Source organism: Nonomuraea sp. NPDC004186 (assembly GCF_053603495.1).
Genome location: NZ_JBSGFQ010000034.1, coordinates 1 through 24,436 on the forward strand (window position 1 = coordinate 1; position 24,436 = coordinate 24,436).

Genomic DNA, 24,436 nt, shown 5'->3' on the forward strand with positions numbered 1-24,436 from the left:
GGGCTGGACCGTGCCGACCTCGTTGTTGGCCCACATGACGCTGATCATGGCCACGTCGTCGGGGTCGCGCTCGATGGCCTCGCGCAGCGTCTCGGCGCCTCGATGGTCCCGGCCAGCGCCGCCAGCCGGTCCAGCACCTCACCCGAGGGGCGGAGCACGGCCGCCGCTCCCCACCGCCTCGCGCCCTCCACCATGGGACTGTCGTGGGTCGCCCGGCCCGCCAGCAGAGCCGCCCGCCCCTCGATCCGGAAGTCGGCGAAATCGGACATCCGTGCAGTATGCCTGATCACGCCATACCGGCGCGGATAGACCAGGGCTTGTACGGGCAGTGGCAGGTGGACGGGGAGGGAGGTGGGGCACGTGTCCGGCGATCTGGTCGTTCCCGACGCCGCTCATGGAGTGGTGGTGTTCGCGCACGGCAGCGGCAGCAGCCGGCTCAGCCCGCGCAACCGCTACGTGGCCGGGGCGCTCAACAAGGCGGGCCTGGGCACCCTGCTGTTCGACCTGCTCACGCCCCAGGAGGAGGCCGACAGGGCGAACGTCTTCGACATCGCGCTCCTGGCCGAGCGGCTGCTGGAACGTACGCGCCGGCTGCGCGAGCAGGAGGAGGCGGCGGGGCTGCCCATCGGCTACTTCGGGGCCAGCACCGGCGCGGCGGCGGCGCTGTGGGCGGCGGCCGAGCCGGGCAACGCGGTCTCCGCGATCGTCTCGCGCGGCGGGCGGCCCGACCTGGCGGGGCCTCGGCTCGCGGCGGTACGCGCGCCCACGCTGCTCATCGTGGGCGGCCGGGATCCGATCGTGGTGAAGCTGAACGAGGAGGCCCAGCAGCGTATGAGCGCCGAGAGCCGCATCACCGTCGTGCCCGGGGCCACCCACCTGTTCGAGGAGCCCGGCGCGCTGGAGACCGTGGCCGAGCACGCCAGAAACTGGTTCACGACCCATTTCAGGAGTCCCGCATGAGGTTCAGGTGGTCGACCGTCTGTCTGGAAGCGCTCGACGGGCCGGCGCTGGCCGCCTTCTACCGCGAGCTGCTCGACTGGCGGGTCAAGGACGAGGAGCCCGACTGGGTGCTGCTCGCCGCGCCGGAAGGCGGCCCCGGGCTGGCCTTCCAGAGCGACCCCGGCTTCGTCCGCCCGGCCTGGCCCGCGCCGCCGGGCGGGCAGCAGATGATGATGCACCTGGACATCGAGGTCGACGATCTCGAGGCGAGCAGCGCCCGCGCCGTCGAGCTGGGCGCGACCGTGGCCGATTTCCAGCCACAGGACGACGTACGCGTGCATTTCGACCCGGCAGGGCACCCGTTCTGCCTCTGGGTGAGCGGGTAGCGCCGGATCGACACGTTGCGGAAGCGGTCAATTACGTTGCCGTGATCCACTGTTTGTGAAAACGTCGAATGGTGGTCGAGGTCGCGCCGGTTCTTGAGCTGTCCGGCCTCGCCTGGCAGGCGCACGGCACGCGCCGCGCCCTCGCACCCGATCCCCTGACCGTCGGCCCCGGCCGCACCGCCGTGGTGGTGGCCGCCGACTGCGCCGAGGCCGACGCGTTCACCGACGTCCTCATCGGCCTGGAGATGCCCGACGACGGCCAGATCCGCATCCACGGCCAGGAGATCACCATGCGGCTGCCCGCCGAGCGCGAGATCGGGCTGGTCCCGGCCGGGGCGGGCCTGCTGCCGCACCTGACCGTCGAGCAGAACCTCGCGCTGACCGCCCGCGACGACCAGGCGTCCCCGCCCATCCGCGGCATGGTCGCGTACATGGCCAAGAAGACCGACATCCAGGGCTTCCTGCGGTCGCGGCCGCACGAGCTGGCCCACGACGAGCGGCTGCACGTGGCGCTGGCGCGGGCCCTGTGCCGGCGCACGGCGGTCAAGGTGATGGTGGTCGAGGACCGCACGGGCTGCGGGCCCTGCCACGCGGCCGTGAGCGCGGCGCTGGGCACCGACCCGAGCCTGGCCGTGCTGGTCGTCACCGACGACCGGACCAGGGTGGCCAGCCTCGCCTCCCCCTCGCGCTTCTGGGAGATCGCCGATGCCCCTGACCCGTAGAGCGTTACTGGCCGCGTTGCCGGCGGCGGCCCTGGCCGGCTGCGCCCGCGAGCGGCCGCTGCAGGTGGCGGTGGTGTGGAGCGGCGACGAGCTGCGGCGCTTCCTCGGCGTGGTCAAGGAGTACGGGCGCCCGGTCCACGTCTTCTCGGCGGGCGACAACATCGCCGCCGTGCTGCGCGGCCCCGCGGAGGAGGTCGTCCCCGACGTGGCCGTGATCCCGAGGCTGGGCCTGCTCTTCGATCCGATGATCCGGCCGCGCATCCGGCCGTGGACGGGAGACCACCGGCAGCAGGAGTTCTGGCGCGGGCTCGTGACGCCGCCCGGGAGCCACGAGGAACTGGGCGCCTGGTTCAAGCTCGCGCACAAGTCGCTCGTCTGGCACCGGGCCGGGGAGTACACGCCGCCCGCCGACCTCACCTCCTGGCGGCCCACCCCGGGCAGCCTGGCGATCGGGGCGGCCGACGGGTGGGTGCTCAGCGACTGGTTCGAGAACGTGCTGCTCGCCTTCGCCCCAGAGGTCTACGGCGGCCTCTTCCCGCCCGGCCTGCCGGGCAATCCCGACTGGTGGAGCGTGCCGCAGGTCGCGGACGCGCTGGAGCTGCTCGGCACGATCTGGCGCGGCGCGTTCACCCCCGAGCAGGCCCGGCGGGCGCTCACCATGCAGTTCCACGACTCGATCTTCGACGTCTTCGCCTACCGCACCGCCGGCGTGGTGGCCGCGCCGGACTTCGCCCTGCCGGTCATCGAGCACTACGGCGGCAAGGGCGTCGCGGCGCACTTCCGCTTCCCCGCCTACGGCAGCAACCTGCCCCCGCTGGTCGTCGGCGGCGACGTGGCGGTGGCGATGCGGGCCGGGCCGGCGCACGCGATCGACTTCGTCAACTGGCTGACCAGGCCGCGGGCGAGCGGCGAGCGCGACGCGCTGACCGGCTGGATCGCCGACGGCGGCTTCCTGACGCCGTTCACGCCGCCCTCCCACCAGTTGCTGCGCGGCCCCGCCCAGGAGCTGAACGCCGCCGTGAACGCCCACTACGACCTGTCCGACCGGCTCATCGGCGGCCTGGAGGGCGGCGACGGGCGCGGGCTGTGGCGGGTGCTCACCGGGCTGTTCACCGACGTCGCCGTCAACGCGGTCGATCCCGCCACCGCCGCGGCCGCTGCCCGCGACAAGCTGGTCGCGGGCAGCAAGGAGGGGGCCCTGTGAGCCGGCGGAACGCCTTCCTGTTCGAGGCCGCCTCGCACCACGACGCCAGGATCCCGCTGGTCGGGCACGGGATCGGCCGCCTGCGCGCCTCGCTCTACCTCCTCCTGGCGGTCCTGCTGTCGGCGGGCGTCATCCTGGTGCCGCTCTGCGCGACGGTCGTGCTCAGCCTCTCTGCCGGGCCCGGCGCGTACGACGTGCTGCTCGACGGCCGGGTGCTCCAGTCGCTCGGCAACTCGTTCATGTGGCTGGTGCTGGCCGTGGTCGTGTGCGCCGTGGGGCTCGGCCTGGCCTGGCTGGCCAGGAACGCGGGCCCGGTGCTCGGCGGCGTGCTGCGCTTCCTGCTGGTGCTGCCGGCCGCGGTGTCCCCGCTCACCACGGGCGCGATCTTCCGGCTGATGTTCGACACCAACCCGCGCCGCGGCCTGGTCAACGCCCTGTTCGGCACGGAGGTGGCCTTCCTCGGCCCCGTGTGGATCTGGCTGGTGTTCGGGCTGGCGCTGGTCTGGCAGTGGGCCGGGGTCGCGTTCCTGGTCTTCCACGAGGCGCTGGCCCGGCTGCCCACCAACCTGTTGCGGATGGCCAGGGCGTTCGGCGTCGGGCGGCGGCGCAGGCTCTGGTCCGTCGTGGTCCCGGCGCTCGCCGGGCCGGCCGCGCTGGCGTACCTGTTCGCGCTGGCGGCGGCGGCCCGCGTGTTCGACGTCGTGCTGATGGGCGCGCCCGGCTCGATGCAGGCCGAGATCGAGGGCGGCGGGCTGTTCTGGTGGCGGCACCACGGCGACCTGGGCGACACGCGGGCCTCCGCGCTCTCCGTGGGGCTGTCGGTCCTCGTGGCCCTGATGGCGGTGCCCGCCCTGTTCGGGCTGCGCGGGCGGGTGACCTGGGCCGAGCCGGTGGTCCCGCCGCCGCCCAGGAAGGGCTGGCGGATCTGGCTGCTGTGTGCGGCGGTGTCGGTGCTCTGGGTGCTGCCGTTCCTGGTGCTCGTGCTGACCTCGCTGCGCGACCCGGTCGCCGCGGCGCTGTCCGGGTGGTGGGGGGGCGGTCCCTGGACGCTGGGCTCGTACACGGAGGCGCTGGCCGACGGCGGGTTCGCGGGCGCGCTCGGCACCACGTTCCTGCGGGCCGTCGTGGTGGTGTGCCTGGTGCTGCTGGCCGCCGTGCCGGCCGCGTACGTGCTGGCGCACGAGCACCTGCTGCCGCGCCGGGCCTGGCGGCCGGTGCTGCTGGTCGCGGTGGCCCTGGCCGTGCTGCCGCCGCAGGCGTTCGCGGTGCCGCTGCAGCGCTGGCTCAGCCCGGTCGTCGGCACCGCTCCGGCGCTGGCCATCGTGCACGCGGCGCTGGTGATCCCGCTGGCGGTGCTGGTGCTGTACAACGCGTTCGTCCGCGTGCCGGCTCCCATGCTGGCGCGGGACCGCTGGGAGCTGTTCCACGTCGTACGCGAGGCGCGCCCGGCCCTGGTGCTGGCCGCGGTCCTGGCCTTCGTCCTGGTGTGGAACGACACGGTCGTCGGGCTGCTGCTCAACTGGCCGTCGGGCGACCACCTGCCGCTGATCCTGCTGGAGCAGGCCCGCCACTTCATGAGCGCCGCCGGGCCGCTGGCGGCGCAGTCGGTGATCGCGACCGCGGTGCCCGTGCTGCTGGTGGTCGTCACCGGGCGCTGGCTGTACCGGGGGCTGACGCGAGGAGTGCGCCGATGACGGATATCTCGCGAAAGGACCGGCTGCGCTTCCGCCTGTCCCAGCTCTCCCGGCAGGCCGGGGCGCACCTGCCCGAGCTGGGGCTCGGCGGGCTGCTGACCGCGGGCGGCACGGTCCTGCTGCTGCAGGAGAAGCTGATCGAGCGGGTGACGGAGTGGCTGCCCGTCTGGCTGCTCGTCATCCTGATCGTATCCCTCCCGGTCGTGGCCGGCTGGCTCACCCATTTCGTACGCAGCCGCCGCAAGGCCCCACCCCCGACGATCTTCCAACGCCTGCCCTTCCCCGACAGGATCGACGGGCTCGTCGGCAGGGACGCCGAGGTCCAGCAGGTCAAGGAGCGCGCGAAGGAGCGCGGGATCGTCGTCGTGCAGGGCGCGATGGGCATGGGCACGTCCTCGGTGGCGACCCTGGCCACGTGGGACCTGACCGCGGACGCCCGCAAGCAGCGCTACGCCGACCTGCGCGGCCCCGACCGGGACCACGCGGAGACGCCGCTGAGCGTGGCCCAGCGGGTCCTGCGCACCCTCGACCGGCCGCCCGGCGCGATCCAGGAGCCGGAGGACGCCACCGCGCAGGTGATCGACGCGCTCACCGGCACGGACCGGGTGCTCCTGCTGGACAACGTCAGCACCTGGAGCCAGATCGCCTGGCTCCCGCCCCGGGTGCCGGGCGCGCACATCGTGGTGGCGGGCACGTTCACCGACGAGCTGCCGCAGCACATCGAGCCGATCCAGCTCGGCCCGCTCGCGCCCGGGGCCGGGCAGGCGCTGCTGGCCCGCCACATCGGCGACGAGCGCGTCAACCGCGACCCGAAGGCGCTCGGGCTGCTGGTGGACGCCTGCCTGGGCAGCCCGCTGGAGATCGTCAGGATCGGCCGCTGGCTGGCCCGCAACCCCGGCGTCGCGCTCCAGTCCCTGGTCGACGACCTGCGAAACCTGTCCGTCGTCAAGACCCTCGACTTCGTGCTCAACCTCAGCATCAGGCAGCTCAGGCCGACGGCCAAGCAGCTGTTCGTCCTGCTGGCGGGCCTGCCGATCGCCGAGGTGGACCACCGGGCGGCCGCCGCGCTGCTCGGCGTGCCCTCCGCCGCCGACGCGATCGGGGAGCTGGCCGACCTGGGCCTGGTGGAGAACGTACGGATGACGCGCGTCAGGGTGACCGGCGCGTTCCCCAGCGGCACGCCCGGGCCTCCTCCCTCGCCGAAGGACGCCGCGGCCTGGCGCCGGCTGGTCGAGCACTTCGCCGACGAGGCCGACTCGTTCGCCGCCCTGTTACCCGGCGAGGAGGCCCGCGCCTGGTTCGCGATCGAGGACAGGGTGCTGCTGGAGGTGCTGGCGCACGGGAGCCCCGCGCCCAAGACGGCCCGGGCACTGGCGCGCATCGCGGACGGGCTGGAGACCTGGTTCCGGCTCGAACAGCGGCACGAGGACCGGCTGCGGGCCGCGGAGGCGCTGGCCGAGGCGGCCAAGGCGCTGCGCGACGAGCACGTGCAGGCCACGGCCGAGCTGCGCCAGTGCGCGATCCTGCTCACCTGGGGTGACCCGACCACTGCCCGCCAGCACTTCAACCGGGCGGCCAGGCTGCGGGTCAGGGTGGAGTCGTGGCCCGCCGAGCTGCACCTGGAGCACGCGGCCATCCTCCTGGCCGCCGGCGACGAGTTCACCGCCGTCGAGTCGGCGCTCGTACGGTACGGCCAGGCGCTGTCCGGCGGCGACCTGGCCGGGCACTCGCTCCGGCTGATCAACGTGGCCGCGCTGCTCCTGCGCAAGGGCCAGACGCTCGACGGCGACGGGCGCGACCCCGAGGCGCGCCGCCTGTACGCCGACGCCCGCGCCGTGCTGTTCGAGTCGCTCGACCTGGCCACGCGGGCCCGCGACGACGGCGCGGCGGCGCACGCGCAGGAGCTGCTCGCGCTCGCGCACCACTACCTGGGGCTGCGTTTCGACGCGAGGTCCAACCTGAAGGAGGCCGAGCGGCTCTACGCGGAGACCGCCGACGAGATCGGGCGGGCCCGCTGCCTCGTGCAGCGGGCCGGGGTGCTGCTGGAGGAGCCCGATCACCGTCCCGAGGAGGTCGTCGCGCTGCTGGCGGAGGCCGAGCCGCGGCTGCCCCCGACGGGGGTGAGCACGGCGCTGGCCCACCTCCACCTGGCCCGGCTGCGGGCCGGGAGCGCCGCCGAGCACCGCGACGCGGGGCTGGCGGCGCTCTCCCCCTGGGACGGGATCGCGGAGCCGCGGCAGGTCCGCGAGCTGCGCGCGAGCCTGTCGGAGCTGTGAGCTCACACCGGGATCGTGGCCAGGCTCCTGCCGTCGAAGGTCTCGACCGTGAAGTGGTTCAGCTCGGACTCCGGGAGGCTGGTGCCGCCGTGCAGCAGCAGGGGGTCGGGGGCTCCGGGCACGCCGTACCCCTTGTCGGGCACGCCCCAGCTCGCCACCACCTCGGAGCGGCCGTCGTTGCCCACCGCCACGAGGCGGCACTGCAGCGGGCCCTTGACGCCCTTGAGCTCCAGCGCGACGTGGCTGCCCCAGCCCTTGTCCTCCAGCCCGACGAGAGCGGACACGCCGGTGCTCTTGTCGGTGGCGGAGTAGGTGTGGCCGGTCATGAGGAGCGCGCGGGCCGGGCTGTGGACGCTGTCGGGGTTGGGGCCGCTGGTGACCGAGCTGACGGCGAGGAAGACGCCGGCCGCGACGAGCACGCAGGCGGCGGCGGACATGAACGTGCGGTGCAGGCTCCGCCGGCGGCGTTCGGTGGCGGCGCGGCGCACCAGGAGTGATTCGACCTCGGGGTCGGGCGGGCTGGGCAGGAGGTCGTCCGGGTGGACGGTCTTGATCAGCTCCCCCATCGCGGCGAACGCCCCGGCCTCCTCCGCGCAGCTCGGGCAGCCCCTCAGGTGGCGCTCGAAATCGGCCTTCTCCTCCCCGCGGAGCAGGCCGAGCGCGTACGCGGCCACGTCTTCGTGACGCACCTCGGTCATGAGAGCGTCACCCCGCTTGCTGCGTGACGCATCTCCGACATGAGCGCGTCACCCCCCCTTTCGCGGTGGCTTCCGTAGTGACGCGCCTCCCTCGTCATGGCAACGTCACCCCCCTTTCGGTGTGGCTCTCATCGTGACGCGCCTCCCACGTCATGGCAGCGTCACCCCCCTTTCCTCCAGCGCCACGCGTAATGCGCGCATGGCGTAGTACACGCGGGACTTCACGGTGCCCACGGGCACCCCGATGATCTCCGCCGCCTCCTGGACCGTGCGGTCCAGGAGGAACGTCTCCGTGAGCACCTGCCGATGGGCCGGTGAGAGCGACATCATCGCGTCGGTCACGACGATCTCGCGTAACAGCTGCTCGTCCTCCGCGGCCACCGAGTTGAGACGTTCCGGGACGTCCTCGACGGTGTCGAGCGGGCGCGAGCCGGAGCGGCGCCGGTTGTCGATGACCACGCGGCGGGCGACGGTCGCCAGCCAGGGCATCAGGGAGCCGGAGTCGGTACGCAGGTCGGGGAGGTTGCGCCAGGCGCGTACCAGGGTCTCCTGCACGACGTCCTCGGCCCAGCGCCGATCACCACCCGTCAGCCGGACGGCGAAGGCCATCAGGGGGGCGCCGTATTCGCGGTACAGGGCTCGGACCATGGCCTCGTCGGTCACGCGGTGATTCACCCGCGACTCCTCGCGCTGCGGATACCAGGGAATATCCCGCCGATATTGGAATCATCACTCTAGCCACGGAGGAGGCCAGATGATGGCAGTTTGCCCTTCTCACCGCTTCGCTGGATTTACCGCCTAAATCATGTTTTGCCCACCTGCGGCGACCCCGCAGACCGACGGCTCAGTGATCTTCCGGCTCGGCGGTGAACAGCTCGTAGCTGTGGCCGTTGGGGTCGCGCACGTACACGCCGCGGCCGCCCGCCAGATGGTTGATCTCGCGGTCCCAGCCGTTCATCGGGCCGGAACCGTAGTCGATCGCCGGGTCCCTCTCGAGCCGCTCCATGAGCGCGTCGAAGGTGTCGTCGTCCACCAGGAAGGCGTAGTGGCCGGACTGGGGCGCGCGGCGGTCGTCGAAGTCGAGCGTGAGGTCGTCGTTGACGCTGACGGGCGCGAACGGCCCGGCGGGCGGGCCGACCCGCAGCCCCAGCAGGCCGGCGAAGAACGCCGCCGCCGCCTCGCGGTCGGCGGCGGGGACGATCAGGTGGTTCATGACGATGGCCATGACGGCATCCCTTCCGGAGAAGATGTATGTGAAACGCACATAATCATACGTGCGTATCGCATGCAACCTGTCGTAGGGTGAGGGCATGAGCGAGGAGGCCGACGGCGGACCGGCGCTGTTCCACCTGGTGCGCTTCTGGTCCCGCCGGTGGGCCGGGCGGGCGTCGGAAGAGCTGACCGGCGAGCAGCGTCACGTGCAGCACATCCTGGCGGTGGAGGCCGTGCACACGAACGCGCGCGCCGGCGGGGAGGCGCCCGAGCCGCCCACGGTCGGCACCGTGGCGCACCAGCTCGGCCTCGATCATTCGGGCGCCAGCCGCATGGTCAGGGACGCCGTCGAGGCGGGCTACCTCGCCCGCGACACCTCCGAGCGCGACCGGCGCCGCGCCTCCCTGCGGCTCACGGACAGCGGGCACGCGCTGCTGGCCGGGGCCAGGCAGTGGCAGCGCCGGGCCTTCGAGGAGCTGACCGCCTCCTGGGACGAGCGCGACCGGCGGCAGTTCGCGACCTACCTGAGCCGGCTGGCCGACGACCTCGGGGCCTGATCCCCGACCCCCGGCGGTCTCAGGCTCCGCCCGTCTCCGTCAGCCGGTCGAGCCTGAGGCCGAGGTCGATCATCTCGCAGCGCAGCGAGTCGATCTTCCCGAGCAGGTCCGAATGAATGGCCTTGTAGTTCTCGGTCATCTGCACGCGGACCCCGGCGACCTCCACGATCAGAGCCTCGAAGTCCTGGCTCACCTCGGTGCGGATGTCCGCCATCTCGGCCCTCAGCTCGGCCACGCCGATCGACACCTGCGCGACGAGGGCCGGCAGCTCGGACCGGTAGGGGCCGGCCTGGGCGGGGATGATGTCGTCGTACCGGGCGTTGGAGCGCAGGGCCGCTTCGAGAGCTTCCACCCGGAGCTTCAGGTCGAGGATCTCCGCCTCTACGTTCACGCACACCTACCTTCGCTGCGGTCGGAAGGGATCCCGGCCCAGGTGGCCGGGGGCCCTTGCTATGTGTGAGCACATGATGGCAAGCCGTTCATGATCAGGAGTGATCGATCGTCGAAGCGGGTACGGATTTTTCTCCGCCGGCAGGCGTGCTGTCCTCCCGGGACGTGCAGATTCGACCCCGGGCCGGATGACCTCGCCGGTTTGCGGGTGTCATGTCCGCAATGGTGACGGCCATCGCATGAACGCTCCCGCGAAAGAGCCACGCTTCACGTTTCGCGGAGAGCCGACGATGGCCGCAGGGACAGTCTGCTGTCTGGCCGATCGCCGGTGAAGTCCCATCGCGATCGGTGACTCCTACTTGTTGGGTGCGGAGCCGCATGACCGTACTTTCGGCCGGTGCGGCGGGCGGGCGGCGGCTCCTAGCCTGGGCGGTGTGCGGGTGCTGGAGTGGCGGGCCGGGATCGCGGCCGACGTGGTGATCGGCGCGGTGTCCGCGGCGGTGCTCGCCTTCTACGGCTACCGGATCGGCGCGAGCTGGGGTGGCGCGTACTGGGTGTCCGGGTGCACCGCCGGGGCGGCGGTCTGCGCGCTCGCGCTCGTCCGCCGGCGGAGCCGGTTGTGGGCGGCGTTCGCGGGGATGGGCATCGCGGCGGCCGCCATCGTGGTCGCCCGGGTCGCCCACCTGCCCACCGAGCCCGGTCCCGGCGTGACCTTCGGGCTGTCCGTCCTCGTCGGGTCCGCCGTCCGGGTGCTTGCGCCCCGTCCGGCCTGCGCCGTCGCCGGTGGCGGGCTCGTGGTGGTGGCGGGGGCCTTCGCCGCCGGCTCCCAGGCGGCCGTGGGGACGATGAGCGCCGTGGGCTGGGCGGGCGCCGTCGTGGCCGGGCTGTGGCCGCGGCTGCTGGCCAACCGCCGCCGGGCCGTCGAGGAGCGCGTACGCCGTGGCGAGCGCATGGAGCTGGCCAGGGAGCTGCACGACGTCGTCGCCCACCACGTCACGTGCGTCGTGCTCCAGGCGCAGACCGCGCGGTTGCTCGCGCACAAGCAGCCGGAGCGGCTGGCGACCTCGCTGGCGGACATCGAGACGGCCGGCTCCGACGCCCTGGCGGCCACCCGCCGCGTCGTCGGCCTGCTCCGCGACCCGGCCCGGGGCCTGCCCTCCCTCGACGGCCTCGACGAGCTGGTCAGGCGCTTCGGCGGCCACGGACCCGCCGTACGGCTGCGGCTCCCCGAGGGGGAGGACCCCTCGCTCTGGCCGCCCGAGGTGGCCACCACCGTCTACCGGATCGTGCAGGAGTCGCTGACCAACGTCTCCCGCCACGCCCCGCAGGCCCGCTCGGTCACCGTCACCGTCACGCGAGCCCCGAACTCGGTCACCGTCGAGGTCGCGGACGACGCCCCTCCCGCCCCGGCCCGGCGGCTCCGACGCTCCGGATATGGCGGATCCGGCGGGTACGGCCTGGTCGGGATGCGCGAACGCGTCGAGGCCCTCGGCGGGACGCTGCGCGCCGGCCCGCGCCCCGGCGCCGGCTGGTCCGTGGTCGCCGCCCTCCCCGTCCCGGCTCGGGAGCACCCATGAGCGCCGCGGACATCACCGTCATGCTGGCCGACGACCAGGCGATGATCCGTGACTGCCTGCGCCTCATCCTGGAGGACCAGCCCGGCATCAGGGTCGTCGCCGAGGCCGCCGACGGCGCCGAGGCGGTCGCCCTGGCCCGCCGGCTGCGCCCCGACGTGTGCCTCGTGGACATCCAGATGCCCGGCCTCGACGGCATCGAGGTCACGCGGGCCCTGGCGGGGCCGGAGGTCGCCGACCCGCTGCGGGTGGTCGTCGTCACCACCTTCGACCTCGACGAGTACGTCCTCGGCGCCCTGCGCGGCGGGGCGACCGGCTTCGTGCTGAAGGACGTCGGCCCCGACCTGCTCGTCGAGGCGGTCCGGGCCGCGAACGCCGGGGACGCCCTGATCTCCCCCTCGCTCACCCTCCGGCTGCTGCGCCACCTCACGGCCACCGCCGCCCCGGTCACCCATGCCCCCGCGCAACCGCTGTCGGACCGGGAGTTCGAGGTCGTCCGGGCGGTCGCCAGGGGCCGTACCAACCAGGAGATCGCCGCCGAGCTCTTCATCTCGCTGAGCACCGTCAAAGGCCACGTGTCCGGCATCATGACCAAGCTCGGCCTGCGCAACCGGGTCGAGATCGTCGCCTGGGCCTGGGAGCGCCGCCTGGTCGACTGAGCCGCTACGGATCGGCGAGACCGCCTTGGGCCCGCAGCTCTCTGCGCGACGGGAGGCCCAGCTTGCGCAGGGCGCTGGAGATATGGCTCTCCACCGTCCGCCTCGACAGGAACAGCTCGGTGGCGATCTCCTGGTTCGTCTTCCCCTCCGCCGCCAGCAGCGCCACCTCCCGTTCCCGCGACGACAGCGTCTGCCCGTGGGACGGCCGTCCGCCCCGCCACGGATAAGGGATCGGCACGCCGTTCTGCCGCATGATCCGGCTGATCCGGGCGAGGTCCCGGTCGGCCCCCATCGCCGCGTACAGGCGCAGCGCCGCTTCGAGCAGGGGCCCGCCGTCGCCCGTGCCGCGTTCGCAGCGCCATCGGCCCAGGCGCTCGGCCGCCTGGGCCTCCTCGTAGCGCAGCCCGGCCTCCTGGAGGGTGGTACGCGCCCCGTCAAGCAGTTCGTCGGCCTCCGGCGGGTCCTGGGAGACGACGGCGCGGGCGGTCAGGAGCGCCGCCCGCGCGATCGGGGCGTCGGCGCCTTCGAGGCCGGCGCCCAGCTCGTTCACGAGCTCCACGGTCCCGGCCGTCCTGCCGAGCGCGTCCACCAGGCACAGGACGGTCTCCGCACCCCACACCCAGTTCCCCTTGGCCCGTACGAGGGAGAGCGCGGCGGTGGCGTGCGCGGCGGCGCCGGCGACGTCGTCCAGGGTCAGCAGGAGGCGGGAGAGCGTCATCTTGGCGGGGATGAGCGGCCAGACGGCGCCGGCCCGTTCGGCGATGGCGATCACCTCGCCCAGGCACGCCACGGCCTCCTCGGCCGGACCCGTCGCCGCCAGCAGCGCGCCGAGCAGCAGCCCCGCCTCCATCGACGCGGCCGGGAAAGTGGCCGTCCCCGCGCCCGGGGAGGCGGTCGTCCCGGCGCCCGGGGAGGCGGTCCAGCCGGGCGCGCCGCCCAGGCGGCGGACCCGGGCCTCCAGGCCGTCCCAGCGCCCCGCCGCCCGGTCGACCGCGGCCGTCACCAGCTCCACGACCTCCGCGACCCGCAGGTACTCGGCCTGGTCGGCCACCCGGCGCCCCTCCGCCAGCAGGGCCTCGGCGCGCTCCAGGCATCCGATGTGCAGCGCGCCCTGGGCCCAGTTGAGGCAGGCACGGGCGTGTTCCCGGGGCACGCCACGGAGCCGGTCGTCGCGCAGCAGGTCGTCGATGAGCCGCCCGCTCCCCGGGTGCCCCTGCTCCAGCAGCAGGGACGCCCGCGCGATGCGTACCGCGATGTCCACGTCGGGGTCGCCGCTGCGGCGGGCGGCCTCCTCGGCCTCGTCGCACCTCGCGGTGTGCTCGCTCACGTGCCGGTCCACGACGGTCTCGGGCGCGGCGAGCACGGCCAGCGCCCGCCCCAGCAGCGCGGGCCGGTCGCCGAGGTCGCCGACCGCGCGCTCGATCTGCAGGTGGCCGGCCCGCGCCTCCCCTTGCTGGCGCAGCAGCCGGCCGAGCGCGAAGCGCAGCTCGCCGCGCAGATGGGCGGGCAGCGGCTCGGTGGCGAGGAGGCGTTCGAGCATGGGTACGGCCTCCGCGTGGGCCAGGCCGTCCACCGCCGCCCGGCCCAGCTTGACGGCCAGCCGTACCCGCGTCTCCCGGGGCAACGAGCCGACCTCCAGCGCCTGGAGCAGGAAGCGGGCCGCTGTGGCGTCGTTCCCGTGGGACAGGGCGGTGCCGGCGGCGGCCTCCGCGTTCGACACGAACTCCTCGGTACGCCCCGCGAGCCGGAAATGGTGGGCCAGCCGGGCCACCGGCCTGGGACCCGGCCCGGTCTCCAGGGCCTGCGCGGTCCTGAGATGCAGCCATCGCCGCTCCGGCGCGGTCACGGACTCGTACACGATCTGCCGCGCCAGCGCGTGCCTGAACCGGGACCGCCCGTCCTCCTCGTGCAGCAGCCCCACGGCCTGCGCCGACGCGAGGGCCTTGGCGATCTCCAGGGGGCCGCGGCCCGTGACCTCCGCGAGCGTCCGGTCGTCGGGCGTCGTGCCGATGACCGCGGCGGCCCCGAGGATCTCCCGCGCGGCGCCGTCGAGGGAGGACAGGCGCTGCAGCACGACGTCACGCAGCACCGTCGGGACGGCCAGGGCGGACAGGACGTCGGGGCGGCCGGGGATCTCATCGGCGGGCAGGCGCTCCAGCAGCGTGCGGAGCACCTCCTCCACGACGAACGGGATGCCCCCGGTCTTCTCGTAGAGCAGGGCCGCGAACGTGCCGGGGAGCTCGGCCTTGAGGATGCTCCGCGCGAGCTCCTCCACCTCGGGCGGGCTCAGCGGGGTCAGGCTGACCACCCGCGCCGGCCCGGACGGCGCGCGGGCGAGGGCCTCACGGATCGGCAGCGCCCCCGACCCGGTGCGGACGGTGAGGATCACCGAGACGTCGCTCGGCTGGTGGGCGGCGAGGAAGGCCAGGAAGTCGTGCGTGCCGCCGTCTGCCCAGTGCACGTCCTCCAGGACGAGCACCAGCGGGCTCAGGTGGTCGAGCAGGGCCACGGCCGCCCGGAACACCCGGTGCCGCTCGGCCCGCTGGTCCGGTAACGGGGCCAGCGGCGGCGGCAGGCGCTCGGCGAGCTCGGGAAGGAGCGGCACCAGCGCTCCCACCACGGGGCTGACCGGCCGGGACGCGGTGAGGTCGGCCGCCAGGCGGAAGGCGTCGAGCAGCGGGGAGAGCGGCAGGGGCTCCTGGAGCTGCTCGCACTGCCCCACGAGCCGGCGCGCCCCGGACGCGGCCAGCAGCTCCCCCACCAGGCGGCTCTTCCCGATGCCCGCCTCCCCCTCGACGAGCGCGAGCGAGGGCGGGGCGGCGATGACGGTACGGAGGAGGGCCAGCTCGGAGCGGCGCCCGATGAGCACATCGGAGAGGGAACCTGAGGGGGCGAGGCGGGGCATCCGGCCACCCCCTACCTGCCCTAATGGCGATATATCAGAGGAAAACAGGCTACCTGATCTCCCTCTTGCGATAGGTGCCGCCCAAAAATCCGTATTCGGTACGGATGCCGCCCCCCAGCCGTCCTCATTAGCCTCGGCGATCGTTCCGCGTGATCAGCGGGCGATGTACAGAGGGGCGACGATGGACCTGTCCGAACCTACGCGTGGCCGCCGCTTACTCGTAGCGGCGACCGCGCTGATCGCGGTGGCCTGGCCGGGAGCGGCCGAGGCCGAGACCGCGCCCGAAGAGCAGAAGACCTACATCGTGCAGATGGCGGCGGACCCCGTCGCCACGTACGAGGGCGACGTGGCCGGGCTGTCCACCACCAAACCCGCGCAGGGCGAGAAGATCGACCCGGGCTCGGCCGACGTGACCAAGTACGTGGACCACCTGCGCGGCCGGCACGACGCCGCGCTCAAGAAGGTCGGCGGCGGCAGGAAGCTCTACGAGTACGTGTACTCGTACGGCGGCTTCGCGGCCAAGCTGACCGGCTCGCAGGCCAGGGAGCTGCGGGCGATGCCCGACGTCGTGGCCGTGACGGAGGACAGGAAGGTGACGGTCCAGACGTCCTCGACGCCGCACTTCCTGGGCCTCGACGCCCGCGGCGGCCTCTGGGACCAGCTCGGCGGCCCCACCGGCGGCCGGCACGGCAAGGGCGCCGGTGACGGCCTGGTCATCGGCGTGATCGACACCGGTGTCACACCGTCCAGCAAGAGCTTCGCCAACCCTGACGGCAGCGGCAGGCCGTACAAGCCGATCCGCGGCTTCCACGGCGCGTGCCCGCAGACGAGCCCGGCGGTGTGCAACGGCAAGGTGGTCGCGGCGCGGCACTTCGACGCGGCCTGGGGCGGCGACGCCGCCGTGAAGGAACTGCTGCCGTGGGAGTTCACCTCGCCGGTCGACTACAACGGGCACGGCACGCACACGGCCTCGACGGCGGCCGGCAACCACGCCGTGCCCGCGACCGGGCCGGCGGCGGCGTTCGGCGCGATCAGCGGCATGGCGCCGCGCGCGCGGGTGGCCGTCTACAAGGCGCTCTGGTCGGCGCAGGACTCCTCGACGGCCAACGGCTACTACTCCGACCTCGTCGCCGCCATCGACCAGGCGGTCGCGGACGGCGTGGACGTCATCAACTACTCGGTCTCGGGCACGAGCACGGACTTCCTCGACCCGGCGGAGATGGCGTTCCTGGCGGCCGCGCAGGCCGGCATCTTCGTCTCCGCCTCCGCCGGCAACGACGGCCCCGCCGCCTCCACCGTCAACCACCCCTCCCCGTGGGTGACCACGGTCGCGGCGGGCACGCACAACCGCGGCACGCAGGGGTCGGCGACGCTCGGGAACGGCACGACGTACGGCGGGGCCTCGCTGGCGGCGACCAAGGCCGGCCCGGCGCCGCTCGTCGACTCCACGGCCGTGGGACTGCCCGGCGCCGACCCCACCATGGTGGCCCAGTGCTACGCGGCCAGGAACAACGACGGCAAACCGGTGCTCGACCCGGCCAAGGTGAAGGGCAAGATCGTCATCTGCGACCGCGGCGTGACGCCGCGCGTCGACAAGAGCCTGGCCGTGGCCGAGGCGGGCGGCGTCGGCACGCTACTCGTGAACGTCGACGAGAACTCCCTCAACGCCGACTTCCACTCCATCCCCACCGTGCACCTCGCGGTGAAGGACCGGCAGGCGGTCAAGGACTACGCCGCCACGAGCGGCGCGACGGCCACGATCGACCAGGCGAAGATCAGCGACGACGTCCCGGCGCCGTACCTGGCCGCCTTCTCCTCCCGGGGCCCGCTCAGCGCGGGCGGCGGTGACCTGCTCAAGCCCGACCTGACCGCTCCCGGGCAGGACATCCTGGCCGCGACGGCGCCGCCGGGCAACAACGGGGCCGAGTTCGGGCTGTCCAGCGGGACGTCCATGTCCGCCCCGCACGTCGCCGGGCTCGCCGCGCTGCTGAAGGACCTGCACCCGGACTGGTCGCCGATGGCCGTCAAGTCGGCCCTGATGACCAGCGGCACCGACGTCCTGGACGGGCCCGGCACCGACCCGAAGGTGATCTTCGGTCAGGGCGCCGGCCACGTCGCCCCGAACAGCGCCGCCGACCCCGGGCTCGTCTACGACAGCGGGGTGAAGGACTGGACGGCGTTCCTCTGCGGGACGACCACGGGCATCGACCGGAAGGTGTGCGACGCGCTGAAGAAGCGGGGGTACTCGCTGGACCCCAGTGACTTCAACGGCCCGTCGATCTCGGTCGGCCGGCTGCCCGGCACGCAGACCGTGACGCGCTCGGTGACCAACGTCGGCCGCTCGACCGCCACGTACACGGCCTCCACCTCCGGTCTGGCCGGGATCACGGCCAAGGTGACGCCGAGCCGGCTCACGGTGCGGCCGGGGCAGACGAAGTCGTTCACGGTGACGTTCACGCGGACCACCGCCCCGATGAACGCCTACACGGGCGGGCAACTCACGTGGAAGGACGGGCGGCACAGCGTACGCGTGCCCGTCCTCGTACGGCCGGTGCCCGAGACCTGGTCGGCCACGTACGGGGCCGCGGGCGGCGCCGACTCCGCCGAGTTCATCGCGCTCGACCCCAAGGGCAAGCAGGTGTACGTGACGGGCGCCAGCTTCGGAACGTCCCCCGGCGCACTCAGCCCGAGCATCGCCACCGTCGCCTACGACGCGGCCACCGGCGCGCAACTGTGGAGCAAGGGTTACAAGGGCCCCGCGGGGACGTACGACGAGCCGGCGGCGATCGTGATGAGCCCCGACGGGAGCAAGCTCTTCGTCACCGGCATCAGCGCGGGCACCGACACCGGCAACGACGCCGTCACCATCGCGTACGACACCGCCTCGGGCGCGGAGCTCTGGGTCGCCCGGCACACCGGGCCGGGCAACCTGTCGGACTTCGCCAACGGGGTCGCGGTCAGCCCCGACGGGAAGAGCGTCTACGCCACCGGCATGAGCACGCTGGCCGAGGGCGGCAAGGACGACTACTTCATCGTCGCGTACAACGCCGACAACGGGGAGCGCACCTGGCTGCAGCACTATGACGGGCCCGGGGGCGGCACCGACGACGCCCGGGAGATCGAGGTGACCCCGGACGGGTCCAAGCTCTTCGTCACCGGCCAGAGCCAGGGCGTCTCCGGCACGGGCTTCTCCGACTGGGGCACCGTGGCGTTCAACACGGCCACCGGCGAACAGCTCTGGGCCGCCCGGCACAACGGCCCCGCGAACGGGATGGACATCCCCTCCGGCATGGCCGTCAACGACAAGTCCGTCTACGTCACCGGGTCCAGCGAAGGCCGGGGCACGCAGACCGACCTCGCCACGGTCGCCTACGACGTCGCCACCGGCAAGGAGCTCTGGACGGACCGCTACGACGGGCCGGCGCACGGCAGCGACACCCCGCACGCCATCACCCTCGCCGCCGGCAGGCTGTACGTGACCGGCAACACGGAGGGGGAAGGCACGCGGTCCGACTTCACCACGGTCGCCTACGACCCGGGCACGGGTCAGCGGGCGTGGGTGCAGCGCCGCGACGGGCAGGGGAAAGGCGAGGACTACGCCTGGGACGTCGCCACCACCCCGGACGGCTCCAGGGTCGTCATCACCGGTGAGAGCTCCGACTCCGAGGATGGTGTCGGCGGGAGTGACTACGTGACGGTCGCGTACGACTCGGCCACGGGGCAGGAGGTGTGGACGGGGCGCTACGACGGGGCGGCGGGGGCGCAGGACCGCTCGCACGCGCTGGCGGTGGACGCGGCGGCCGGCATCCGCATCTTCGTCACCGGGGCCACGGCCACGGCTGGGAGCGCGGACTCGATGGATATCGACTTCGGCACGGTGGCCTACTTCAACCCCTGGAAGTAGCCCTGACCCACGGAGGGGGCCTTCACCCCGAAGGCCTCCTCCCAAGGATGTACGGCGGGATGTGGACGCCGGGCGACGTTTCGGGAGCGGTGGCAGTGGGTAAGGCCGTCGGTAATTTCTGAGCTACCTGGTCTTCAGGAGCCACAGATGCCCCGTGTCACGCTCACGCCGGCCGCCCGTGAAGCACTGCGCGACGACGAAGTGGTGTTCTTCGACTGGCACGTGACCGGCCTCTGCTGCGCCGACGCGGGTGAGTTCTCGGTCCGGCCGTTATCCCGCTCCCGGCTCCCACGGCGAGCGCGCCGGCTCGGCGGCGAGGACGGGAAGGTCTACGCCCATCCGACCGCCTGGGTGCATCTCGCCGAACTCCCCGTCACGATCGACTGCCGCCCGCTGTGGCGCTGGCGGCGTTTCACGACCGATCTGCCGCCGGACGCCGGACTGCGCTGCTGCCTGGGGCGACCTCTGTATGGCCCTTCACATATGGGAGGTAACCGGTGAAGTTACGTTCCATCATCATCTGGACGGCGGTCGCGCTCGTCGGGGCCGTGGGGTGGGCCGTGCTGGCCCTGTCCAGAGGGGAGAACGTCAACGCGGTCTGGCTGCTGGCCGCCGCGCTCGGTTCGTACGCCATCGCCTACCGGTTCTATGCCCGTTTCATCGTCCGCAGGGTGCTGGGCGCGGACGACCGCAGGGCCACCCCGGCCGAGCGGCTCGACAACGGCATCGACTACCAGCCGACCGACCGCCGGATCCTGTTCGGCCACCACTTCGCCGCCATCGCCGGGGCGGGGCCGCTGGTGGGGCCCGTGCTGGCGGCCCAGATGGGCTACCTCCCCGGCACCATCTGGATCGTCGCGGGAGTGATCTTCGCGGGGGCCGTGCAGGACATGGTGATCCTGTTCTTCTCCATGCGGCGCAACGGCCGCAGCCTCGGCCAGATGGCCCGCGAGGAGATCGGGCCGATCGGCGGGGTGGCGGCGCTCGTCGCGGTCTTCGCCATCATGATCATCCTGCTCGCCGTGCTGGCCCTGGTCGTGGTCAACGCCCTGGCCAAGTCGCCGTGGGGCGTCTTCTCCATCGCCATGACCATCCCGATCGCCCTGTTCATGGGCTTCTACCTGCGGGTGCTCAGGCCGGGCAGGGTCGTCGAGACCACCGTGATCGGGGTCGCGCTGCTGCTGCTGTCGATCGTGGCCGGCGGCTGGGTGCAGGAGTCGAGCTGGGCGCCGTTCTTCACGCTGAGCCCGTCCGCGCTGGCGCTGTGGCTCATCGCGTACGGGTTCGTCGCCGCGGTGTTGCCCGTCTGGATGCTGCTCGCGCCGCGCGACTATCTCTCGACCTTCATGAAGATCGGCACCATCGTGCTGATCGCGATCGGGATCGCCGTCACGATGCCCACACTGAGGACGACGGCTTTCACGGACTTCGCGTTCAGCGGCAAGGGCCCGGTGTTCGCCGGGTCGCTGTTCCCGTTCGTGTTCATCATCATCGCGTGCGGCGCGCTGTCGGGGTTCCACTCGCTGATCTCATCCGGCACGACGCCCAAGATGATCCAGAAGGAGACCCAGGTCCGGATGATCGGGTACGGCTCCATGCTGATGGAGTCGTTCGTGGCCGTCATGGCCATCACCGCGGCCTGCGTGCTGACCCCCGGCCTCTACTTCGCGATGAACTCCCCGGCCGGCGTCGTCGGGGCCACCGTGCAGAGCGCCTCGCAGGCGGTCACCGACATGGGCTTCGTGATCACGCCGGAGCAGTTGCAGGCCGCGGCGGCGGCCGTACAGGAGCAGACCCTGATCGCCCGGACGGGCGGCGCGCCCACGCTGGCGGTGGGGATCTCGCAGATCTTCTCCGGGCTCATCGGCGGGGCGGGGCTGCAGGCGTTCTGGTACCACTTCGCGATCATGTTCGAGGCGCTGTTCATCCTCACGACGGTCGACGCGGGCACCCGGGTGGGGCGGTTCATGCTGCAGGACACGCTGGGCAACCTGTGGAAGCCCATCTCCAGGGTGAGCTGGTGGCCGGGGCTGGTGGCGGCCAGCGCCGTCGTCGTGGCGGCCTGGGGATACTTCCTGTACGTGGGCGTCAACGACCCGCTGGGCGGCATCAACCAGCTGTTCCCGCTCTTCGGCATCGCCAACCAGCTGCTCGCCGCGGTGGCGCTCACGGTCGCCACGACGTTGCTGATCAAGAGCGGCCGGCTGAAGTGGGCCTGGGTGACGGGGGTGCCGCTGGCCTGGGACGTGGCCGTCACGCTGACGGCCAGCTACCAGAAGGTGTTCTCCTCCGACCCCACGCTCGGCTTCTTCGCCCAGCGCGACCGTTACCAGACGGCGCTGGACCAGGGGAAGCTGCTCGCGCCGGCCAAGACCCGGGACGCGATGGAGCAGGTCGTGCTCAACTCCACCGTGGACGGGATCCTGGCGGCGCTGTTCGCGGTCCTGATCATCATCGTGATCCTCGACGCGCTGCGCGTGTGGGTGAAGGCGGTCAGGTCGCGTGAGCCGCTGCCGACCACGGAGGCGCCGTTCGAGGAGTCGAAGATCCTCGCGCCCGCCGGGCTGATCCCCACCCGCGAGGAGCGGGAGACGATGGCCAAGGCGGCTCCCTAGAACGCGTCGATGACGCGGCTCAGCGTGGTGTTCAGCTCGGCGAGGCCGTCCTCGCCGAGCAGGGCCGCGAGGCGTCGTTCGACGTCGTCGATCGCGGTGTAGCCGACCCTCAGCGCCTCGTCGCCGCGCTCGGTGAACTCGATGAGCTTGGCGCGGCGGTCGGCCGGGTCGGGCACCCGGCGCAGGTAGCCCAGCTCCTCCAGGTCGTCGACCAGCGCCCCCATCGCCTGCGGGGTCATCTGCGCCTTCTCCGCGAGCCTGCTCAGCCGGATGCCGTCGTGCTCCATGTGGAAGAACACCGCCGAGTGCGCGGGCCGGATGCGGGCGTCGTACGTCCTGCCGACCTCGAGCACGACGTCCTGCAGGCGCAGGTACGCCTCGTACAGCAGGGCTATGACGTGCGGTGGATGTGTGGCGGCCAAACCCCTTCTCCAATCGCTCAGGAAGCCTTATATTAAGGCCACCTTAGCAATGGGAGGGTGCGATGAACCAGGAAGAGATCTGGGCCGCCCTCGAGATCGAGCGGCGCGGCGTGGCCGACCTGCTCGGCTCGCTGCCCGCCGACGACTGGGAGCGGCCGTCGCTCTGCGAGGGCTGGCGGGTCCGCGACGTGGCAGCCCACCTCGCGCTCGCCACCAACGTGAACGTCCCGCGGGCGCTGGTGGACTTCGTCCGGGCCCGTGGGAGCTTCGATCGTTTCGTCCGCGACACGGCGGTACGTCACGCCAGGCTGCCGGTCGGCGAGCTCGTCGCGCAGGTGCGCGAGTCGGCCACCTCGCACCGCCGGGCGCCGACGACCAAGCCGCTCGACCCGCTCTTCGACGTGCTGGTCCACGCCCAGGACATCGCCGTGCCGCTCGGCCTCGACCGGGCCATGCCGCTGGAGGCGGCCCGCGCCTGCGCCGTGCACATCTGGGAGCGCGGCTTCCCCTTCCATCCGCAGCGCCGCCTGCGCGGGCTGCGGCTCGTGGCCACGGACGTGGACTGGTCGGTGGGCGAAGGGGACGTGGTCGAGGGGCCCGTACAGGCGTTGCTCCTGCTGATCAGCGGGCGGCCGGCCGCGCTGCCCAGCCTGCGAGGAGCTACAGGCGCAGCTCTGGCGGGAATCCGGTCCACCTGAGCTCGGGCGGCAGGTGCGCCATGTCGTTGAAGAAGAGCACGGAGGACGGGCGGTCGGACGCGTACCGGATGACGGTCAGGGCGGCGTTGCAGTGGTTGAGGCCGAGCCAGCGCCAGCCGGGGGCGTCCAGGGCGGCGCGGACGAGCCAGCCGATCAGGAAGTTGTGTGTGACGACGAGCTCGTGGCGCGTCTCCTCCACCGGACCTGTGAAGAGCTCCTCGGCCTGGCGGACGAGCCGCGCGCCGCCGTCCGCCGGGAAGTTGGCGAGGAAGCCGAGCAACCGGTCCGCGTGCTCCGGGGGAAGTTCCTCCTTCGCCGGCACGTACGGGAGGTAGTCCCCGGCCGCCTCCGAGACGCGCACGGGCACGCCGGGAAGGTGCTCGGCGATCAGGCGCGCGGTCTGGGCGGCCCTCGGGAGCGGGCCGTGGTGGACGGCGGAGAGGGGGACGTCCTTCAGCCGCTCGCCGAGCAGCGCGGCCTGGCGGCGGCCGTTCGCGGTCAGGCCGGTCTCGTCCGGCGTGGCCTCGCCGTGGCGGGTGAGGTAGAGGTAGCGAGTCATCGGGCTCCAGTTGTTGACCTCGGACACACGTCATGGGCATCGTAGGGCGGGTGGCCGGCGATGAGACACGTGACGGGGTGGCGCTCACCAACCTCGACCAGCCCCTGTTCGACGGGGCCGGCGCGACCAAGCGCGACCTGGTCGACTACCTCGACGCGGTCGGCGACCGGATCATCCCGGTCCTGCGCGACCGGGCGCTCTCGGTCATCCGCGTGCGGCCGGGGCAGGAGCCGTTCATGCAGAAGAACCTGCCCAAGTACGCCCCCGAATGGGTGCAGTCGGTCTCCGTGTGGGCCGAGGCGTCGCGCAGGCAGGTGACGTACGCGTTGTGCAACGACCGCAGGACGCTGCTCTGGTTCGCCAACCAGCGGGCGGTGGAGTACCACCCCGGGCTGTTCGTGGGCTCCCATCCCACCCACATGATCCTCGACCTCGACCCGCCCGACGGCAGCGACGCCTTCGAGCTGGCCGTGCGCGGGGCCTTCCTGGTGCGCCAGGCCCTGGACGACGCCGGGCTGGCGGGCGCGGTGAAGACCAGCGGGGCGAAGGGCGTGCACGTGTTCGTGCCCGTGGCCGAGGGGACGGGCGTGGAGGACCTGGCCGCGGCCACGCGCGCGCTGGCGGCCCGGGCCGAGCGGGTGGACCCGGCGCTGGCCACCACGGCGTTCATCCGCGAGGACCGCGCAGGGAAGGTGTTCATCGACTCGACCAGGGCGGGCGGGGCCACGGTGGCGGCCGCCTACAGCCCTCGCGTACGCCCCGGCACGCCCGTGTCGTTCCCCGTGGCGTGGGAGTCGCTCGATCAGGTGGTGCCCGCCGACTTCACCGTGCACACGGCGGCCGGGCTGCTCAAGGACGCGGACCCGTGGGCCGAGTCCATGCCCGAGCCGCAGCGGCTGCCCGCCGACCTGGTCGAGGAGGGGCACACGATCCCGGTCGCCCGCGTACAGGCGATGCACGAGGGCAAGCGGCGCGCCCGCGCCCGCCGCGCCGAGTGACCCTCGGCGAGCCCGTGCCCGCCG

Annotated in this window: 22 protein-coding genes; 14 read left to right on the forward strand and 8 right to left on the reverse strand. The window is 72.9% G+C overall.

Annotation, left to right across the window (positions count from 1 at the left end; translation table 11 throughout):
• Nucleotides 1–44: 44 nt before the first annotated feature.
• Nucleotides 45–269, reverse strand: a complete 225-nt coding sequence (locus ACWEPL_RS26310; protein ID WP_452437737.1) for a hypothetical protein — start codon at nucleotides 267–269, stop codon at nucleotides 45–47.
• Nucleotides 270–360: 91 nt separating this feature from the next.
• On the opposite strand from ACWEPL_RS26310, the gene ACWEPL_RS26315 reads away from it, so the two are divergent.
• From ACWEPL_RS26315 to ACWEPL_RS26340, 6 genes are all read left to right on the forward strand, one after another.
• A complete protein-coding gene (locus tag ACWEPL_RS26315) occupies nucleotides 361–960 on the forward strand; it encodes a dienelactone hydrolase family protein (protein WP_363962051.1) in 600 nt (199 codons plus the stop codon).
• Complete coding sequence (locus tag ACWEPL_RS26320) at nucleotides 957–1,325, forward strand: VOC family protein (RefSeq protein WP_363962050.1); 369 nt, start codon at nucleotides 957–959, stop codon at nucleotides 1,323–1,325. The genes ACWEPL_RS26315 and ACWEPL_RS26320 overlap by 4 nt, the downstream gene beginning before the upstream one ends.
• 68 nt (nucleotides 1,326–1,393) lie before the next feature.
• Nucleotides 1,394–2,047, forward strand: a complete 654-nt coding sequence (locus ACWEPL_RS26325; protein ID WP_350733168.1) for an ATP-binding cassette domain-containing protein — start codon at nucleotides 1,394–1,396, stop codon at nucleotides 2,045–2,047.
• Nucleotides 2,031–3,251: a hypothetical protein gene (locus tag ACWEPL_RS26330; protein WP_452437738.1), complete on the forward strand. Its 1,221-nt coding sequence runs from the start codon at nucleotides 2,031–2,033 to the stop codon at nucleotides 3,249–3,251. Before ACWEPL_RS26325 ends, ACWEPL_RS26330 begins: the two co-directional genes overlap by 17 nt.
• Nucleotides 3,248–4,945, forward strand: coding sequence for an ABC transporter permease subunit (locus tag ACWEPL_RS26335; protein ID WP_452437739.1), 1,698 nt, complete (start codon nucleotides 3,248–3,250; stop codon nucleotides 4,943–4,945). Before ACWEPL_RS26330 ends, ACWEPL_RS26335 begins: the two co-directional genes overlap by 4 nt.
• Nucleotides 4,942–7,221: a hypothetical protein gene (locus ACWEPL_RS26340; protein ID WP_363962044.1), complete on the forward strand. Its 2,280-nt coding sequence runs from the start codon at nucleotides 4,942–4,944 to the stop codon at nucleotides 7,219–7,221. Before ACWEPL_RS26335 ends, ACWEPL_RS26340 begins: the two co-directional genes overlap by 4 nt.
• Before the next feature lie 2 nt (nucleotides 7,222–7,223).
• On the opposite strand, the gene ACWEPL_RS26345 is transcribed toward ACWEPL_RS26340, so the two are convergent.
• The 3 genes from ACWEPL_RS26345 to ACWEPL_RS26355 all read right to left on the reverse strand — a co-directional run bounded on the left by ACWEPL_RS26345 (nucleotide 7,224) and on the right by ACWEPL_RS26355 (nucleotide 9,144).
• Nucleotides 7,224–7,919, reverse strand: coding sequence for an anti-sigma factor (locus ACWEPL_RS26345; protein ID WP_363962042.1), 696 nt, complete (start codon nucleotides 7,917–7,919; stop codon nucleotides 7,224–7,226).
• A 150-nt stretch (nucleotides 7,920–8,069) separates the two neighbouring features.
• Nucleotides 8,070–8,594: a sigma-70 family RNA polymerase sigma factor gene (locus ACWEPL_RS26350; protein WP_350733159.1), complete on the reverse strand. Its 525-nt coding sequence runs from the start codon at nucleotides 8,592–8,594 to the stop codon at nucleotides 8,070–8,072.
• 169 nt (nucleotides 8,595–8,763) lie between these two features.
• The gene (locus ACWEPL_RS26355; RefSeq protein ID WP_363962039.1) at nucleotides 8,764–9,144 is read right to left on the reverse strand and encodes a VOC family protein; all 381 of its coding nucleotides are present in this window, start codon (nucleotides 9,142–9,144) and stop codon (nucleotides 8,764–8,766) included.
• Between the two features lie 85 nt (nucleotides 9,145–9,229).
• Here ACWEPL_RS26355 and ACWEPL_RS26360 point away from each other — a divergent pair, with 85 nt between their 5' ends.
• Nucleotides 9,230–9,688, forward strand: a complete 459-nt coding sequence (locus tag ACWEPL_RS26360; RefSeq protein ID WP_452437740.1) for a MarR family winged helix-turn-helix transcriptional regulator — start codon at nucleotides 9,230–9,232, stop codon at nucleotides 9,686–9,688.
• 19 nt (nucleotides 9,689–9,707) lie between these two features.
• Here the strand turns inward: ACWEPL_RS26360 and ACWEPL_RS26365 are convergent, their stop codons facing one another.
• Complete coding sequence (locus tag ACWEPL_RS26365) at nucleotides 9,708–10,079, reverse strand: hypothetical protein (RefSeq protein ID WP_355204218.1); 372 nt, start codon at nucleotides 10,077–10,079, stop codon at nucleotides 9,708–9,710.
• A 433-nt stretch (nucleotides 10,080–10,512) separates the two neighbouring features.
• On the opposite strand from ACWEPL_RS26365, the gene ACWEPL_RS26370 reads away from it, so the two are divergent.
• Nucleotides 10,513–11,655, forward strand: coding sequence for a sensor histidine kinase (locus ACWEPL_RS26370; RefSeq protein WP_452437741.1), 1,143 nt, complete (start codon nucleotides 10,513–10,515; stop codon nucleotides 11,653–11,655).
• Nucleotides 11,652–12,311: a response regulator gene (locus tag ACWEPL_RS26375; protein WP_452437742.1), complete on the forward strand. Its 660-nt coding sequence runs from the start codon at nucleotides 11,652–11,654 to the stop codon at nucleotides 12,309–12,311. The genes ACWEPL_RS26370 and ACWEPL_RS26375 overlap by 4 nt, the downstream gene beginning before the upstream one ends.
• A 4-nt stretch (nucleotides 12,312–12,315) precedes the next feature.
• Here ACWEPL_RS26375 and ACWEPL_RS26380 read toward each other — a convergent pair whose 3' ends face one another.
• Nucleotides 12,316–15,180 (reverse strand): helix-turn-helix transcriptional regulator, encoded by a 2,865-nt coding sequence (locus ACWEPL_RS26380; protein WP_452437743.1) that lies wholly within the window; start codon nucleotides 15,178–15,180, stop codon nucleotides 12,316–12,318.
• A 217-nt stretch (nucleotides 15,181–15,397) separates the two neighbouring features.
• Between ACWEPL_RS26380 and ACWEPL_RS26385 the strand changes: the two genes are divergently transcribed.
• From ACWEPL_RS26385 to ACWEPL_RS26395, 3 genes are all read left to right on the forward strand, one after another.
• Entirely contained in the window at nucleotides 15,398–19,120 is a 3,723-nt protein-coding gene (locus tag ACWEPL_RS26385; protein WP_452437744.1) for a S8 family serine peptidase, read from the forward strand.
• A gap of 147 nt (nucleotides 19,121–19,267) precedes the next feature.
• The gene (locus tag ACWEPL_RS26390) at nucleotides 19,268–19,621 is read left to right on the forward strand and encodes a hypothetical protein (RefSeq protein ID WP_452437745.1); all 354 of its coding nucleotides are present in this window, start codon (nucleotides 19,268–19,270) and stop codon (nucleotides 19,619–19,621) included.
• Nucleotides 19,618–21,735 (forward strand): carbon starvation CstA family protein, encoded by a 2,118-nt coding sequence (locus tag ACWEPL_RS26395; RefSeq protein WP_452437746.1) that lies wholly within the window; start codon nucleotides 19,618–19,620, stop codon nucleotides 21,733–21,735. The genes ACWEPL_RS26390 and ACWEPL_RS26395 overlap by 4 nt, the downstream gene beginning before the upstream one ends.
• On the opposite strand, the gene ACWEPL_RS26400 is transcribed toward ACWEPL_RS26395, so the two are convergent.
• Complete coding sequence (locus ACWEPL_RS26400; protein WP_452437747.1) at nucleotides 21,732–22,157, reverse strand: MarR family winged helix-turn-helix transcriptional regulator; 426 nt, start codon at nucleotides 22,155–22,157, stop codon at nucleotides 21,732–21,734. The genes ACWEPL_RS26395 and ACWEPL_RS26400 overlap by 4 nt on opposite strands.
• A 62-nt stretch (nucleotides 22,158–22,219) precedes the next feature.
• On the opposite strand from ACWEPL_RS26400, the gene ACWEPL_RS26405 reads away from it, so the two are divergent.
• Nucleotides 22,220–22,855, forward strand: coding sequence for a maleylpyruvate isomerase family mycothiol-dependent enzyme (locus tag ACWEPL_RS26405; protein ID WP_364258989.1), 636 nt, complete (start codon nucleotides 22,220–22,222; stop codon nucleotides 22,853–22,855).
• Here ACWEPL_RS26405 and ACWEPL_RS26410 read toward each other — a convergent pair.
• Nucleotides 22,818–23,414 (reverse strand): histidine phosphatase family protein, encoded by a 597-nt coding sequence (locus tag ACWEPL_RS26410; RefSeq protein ID WP_350733136.1) that lies wholly within the window; start codon nucleotides 23,412–23,414, stop codon nucleotides 22,818–22,820. The two genes, ACWEPL_RS26405 and ACWEPL_RS26410, sit on opposite strands and share 38 nt — an antisense overlap.
• A 50-nt stretch (nucleotides 23,415–23,464) precedes the next feature.
• Here ACWEPL_RS26410 and ACWEPL_RS26415 point away from each other — a divergent pair, with 50 nt between their 5' ends.
• Entirely contained in the window at nucleotides 23,465–24,412 is a 948-nt protein-coding gene (locus tag ACWEPL_RS26415; protein WP_350733134.1) for a DNA polymerase domain-containing protein, read from the forward strand.
• Nucleotides 24,413–24,436 lie beyond the last annotated feature (24 nt).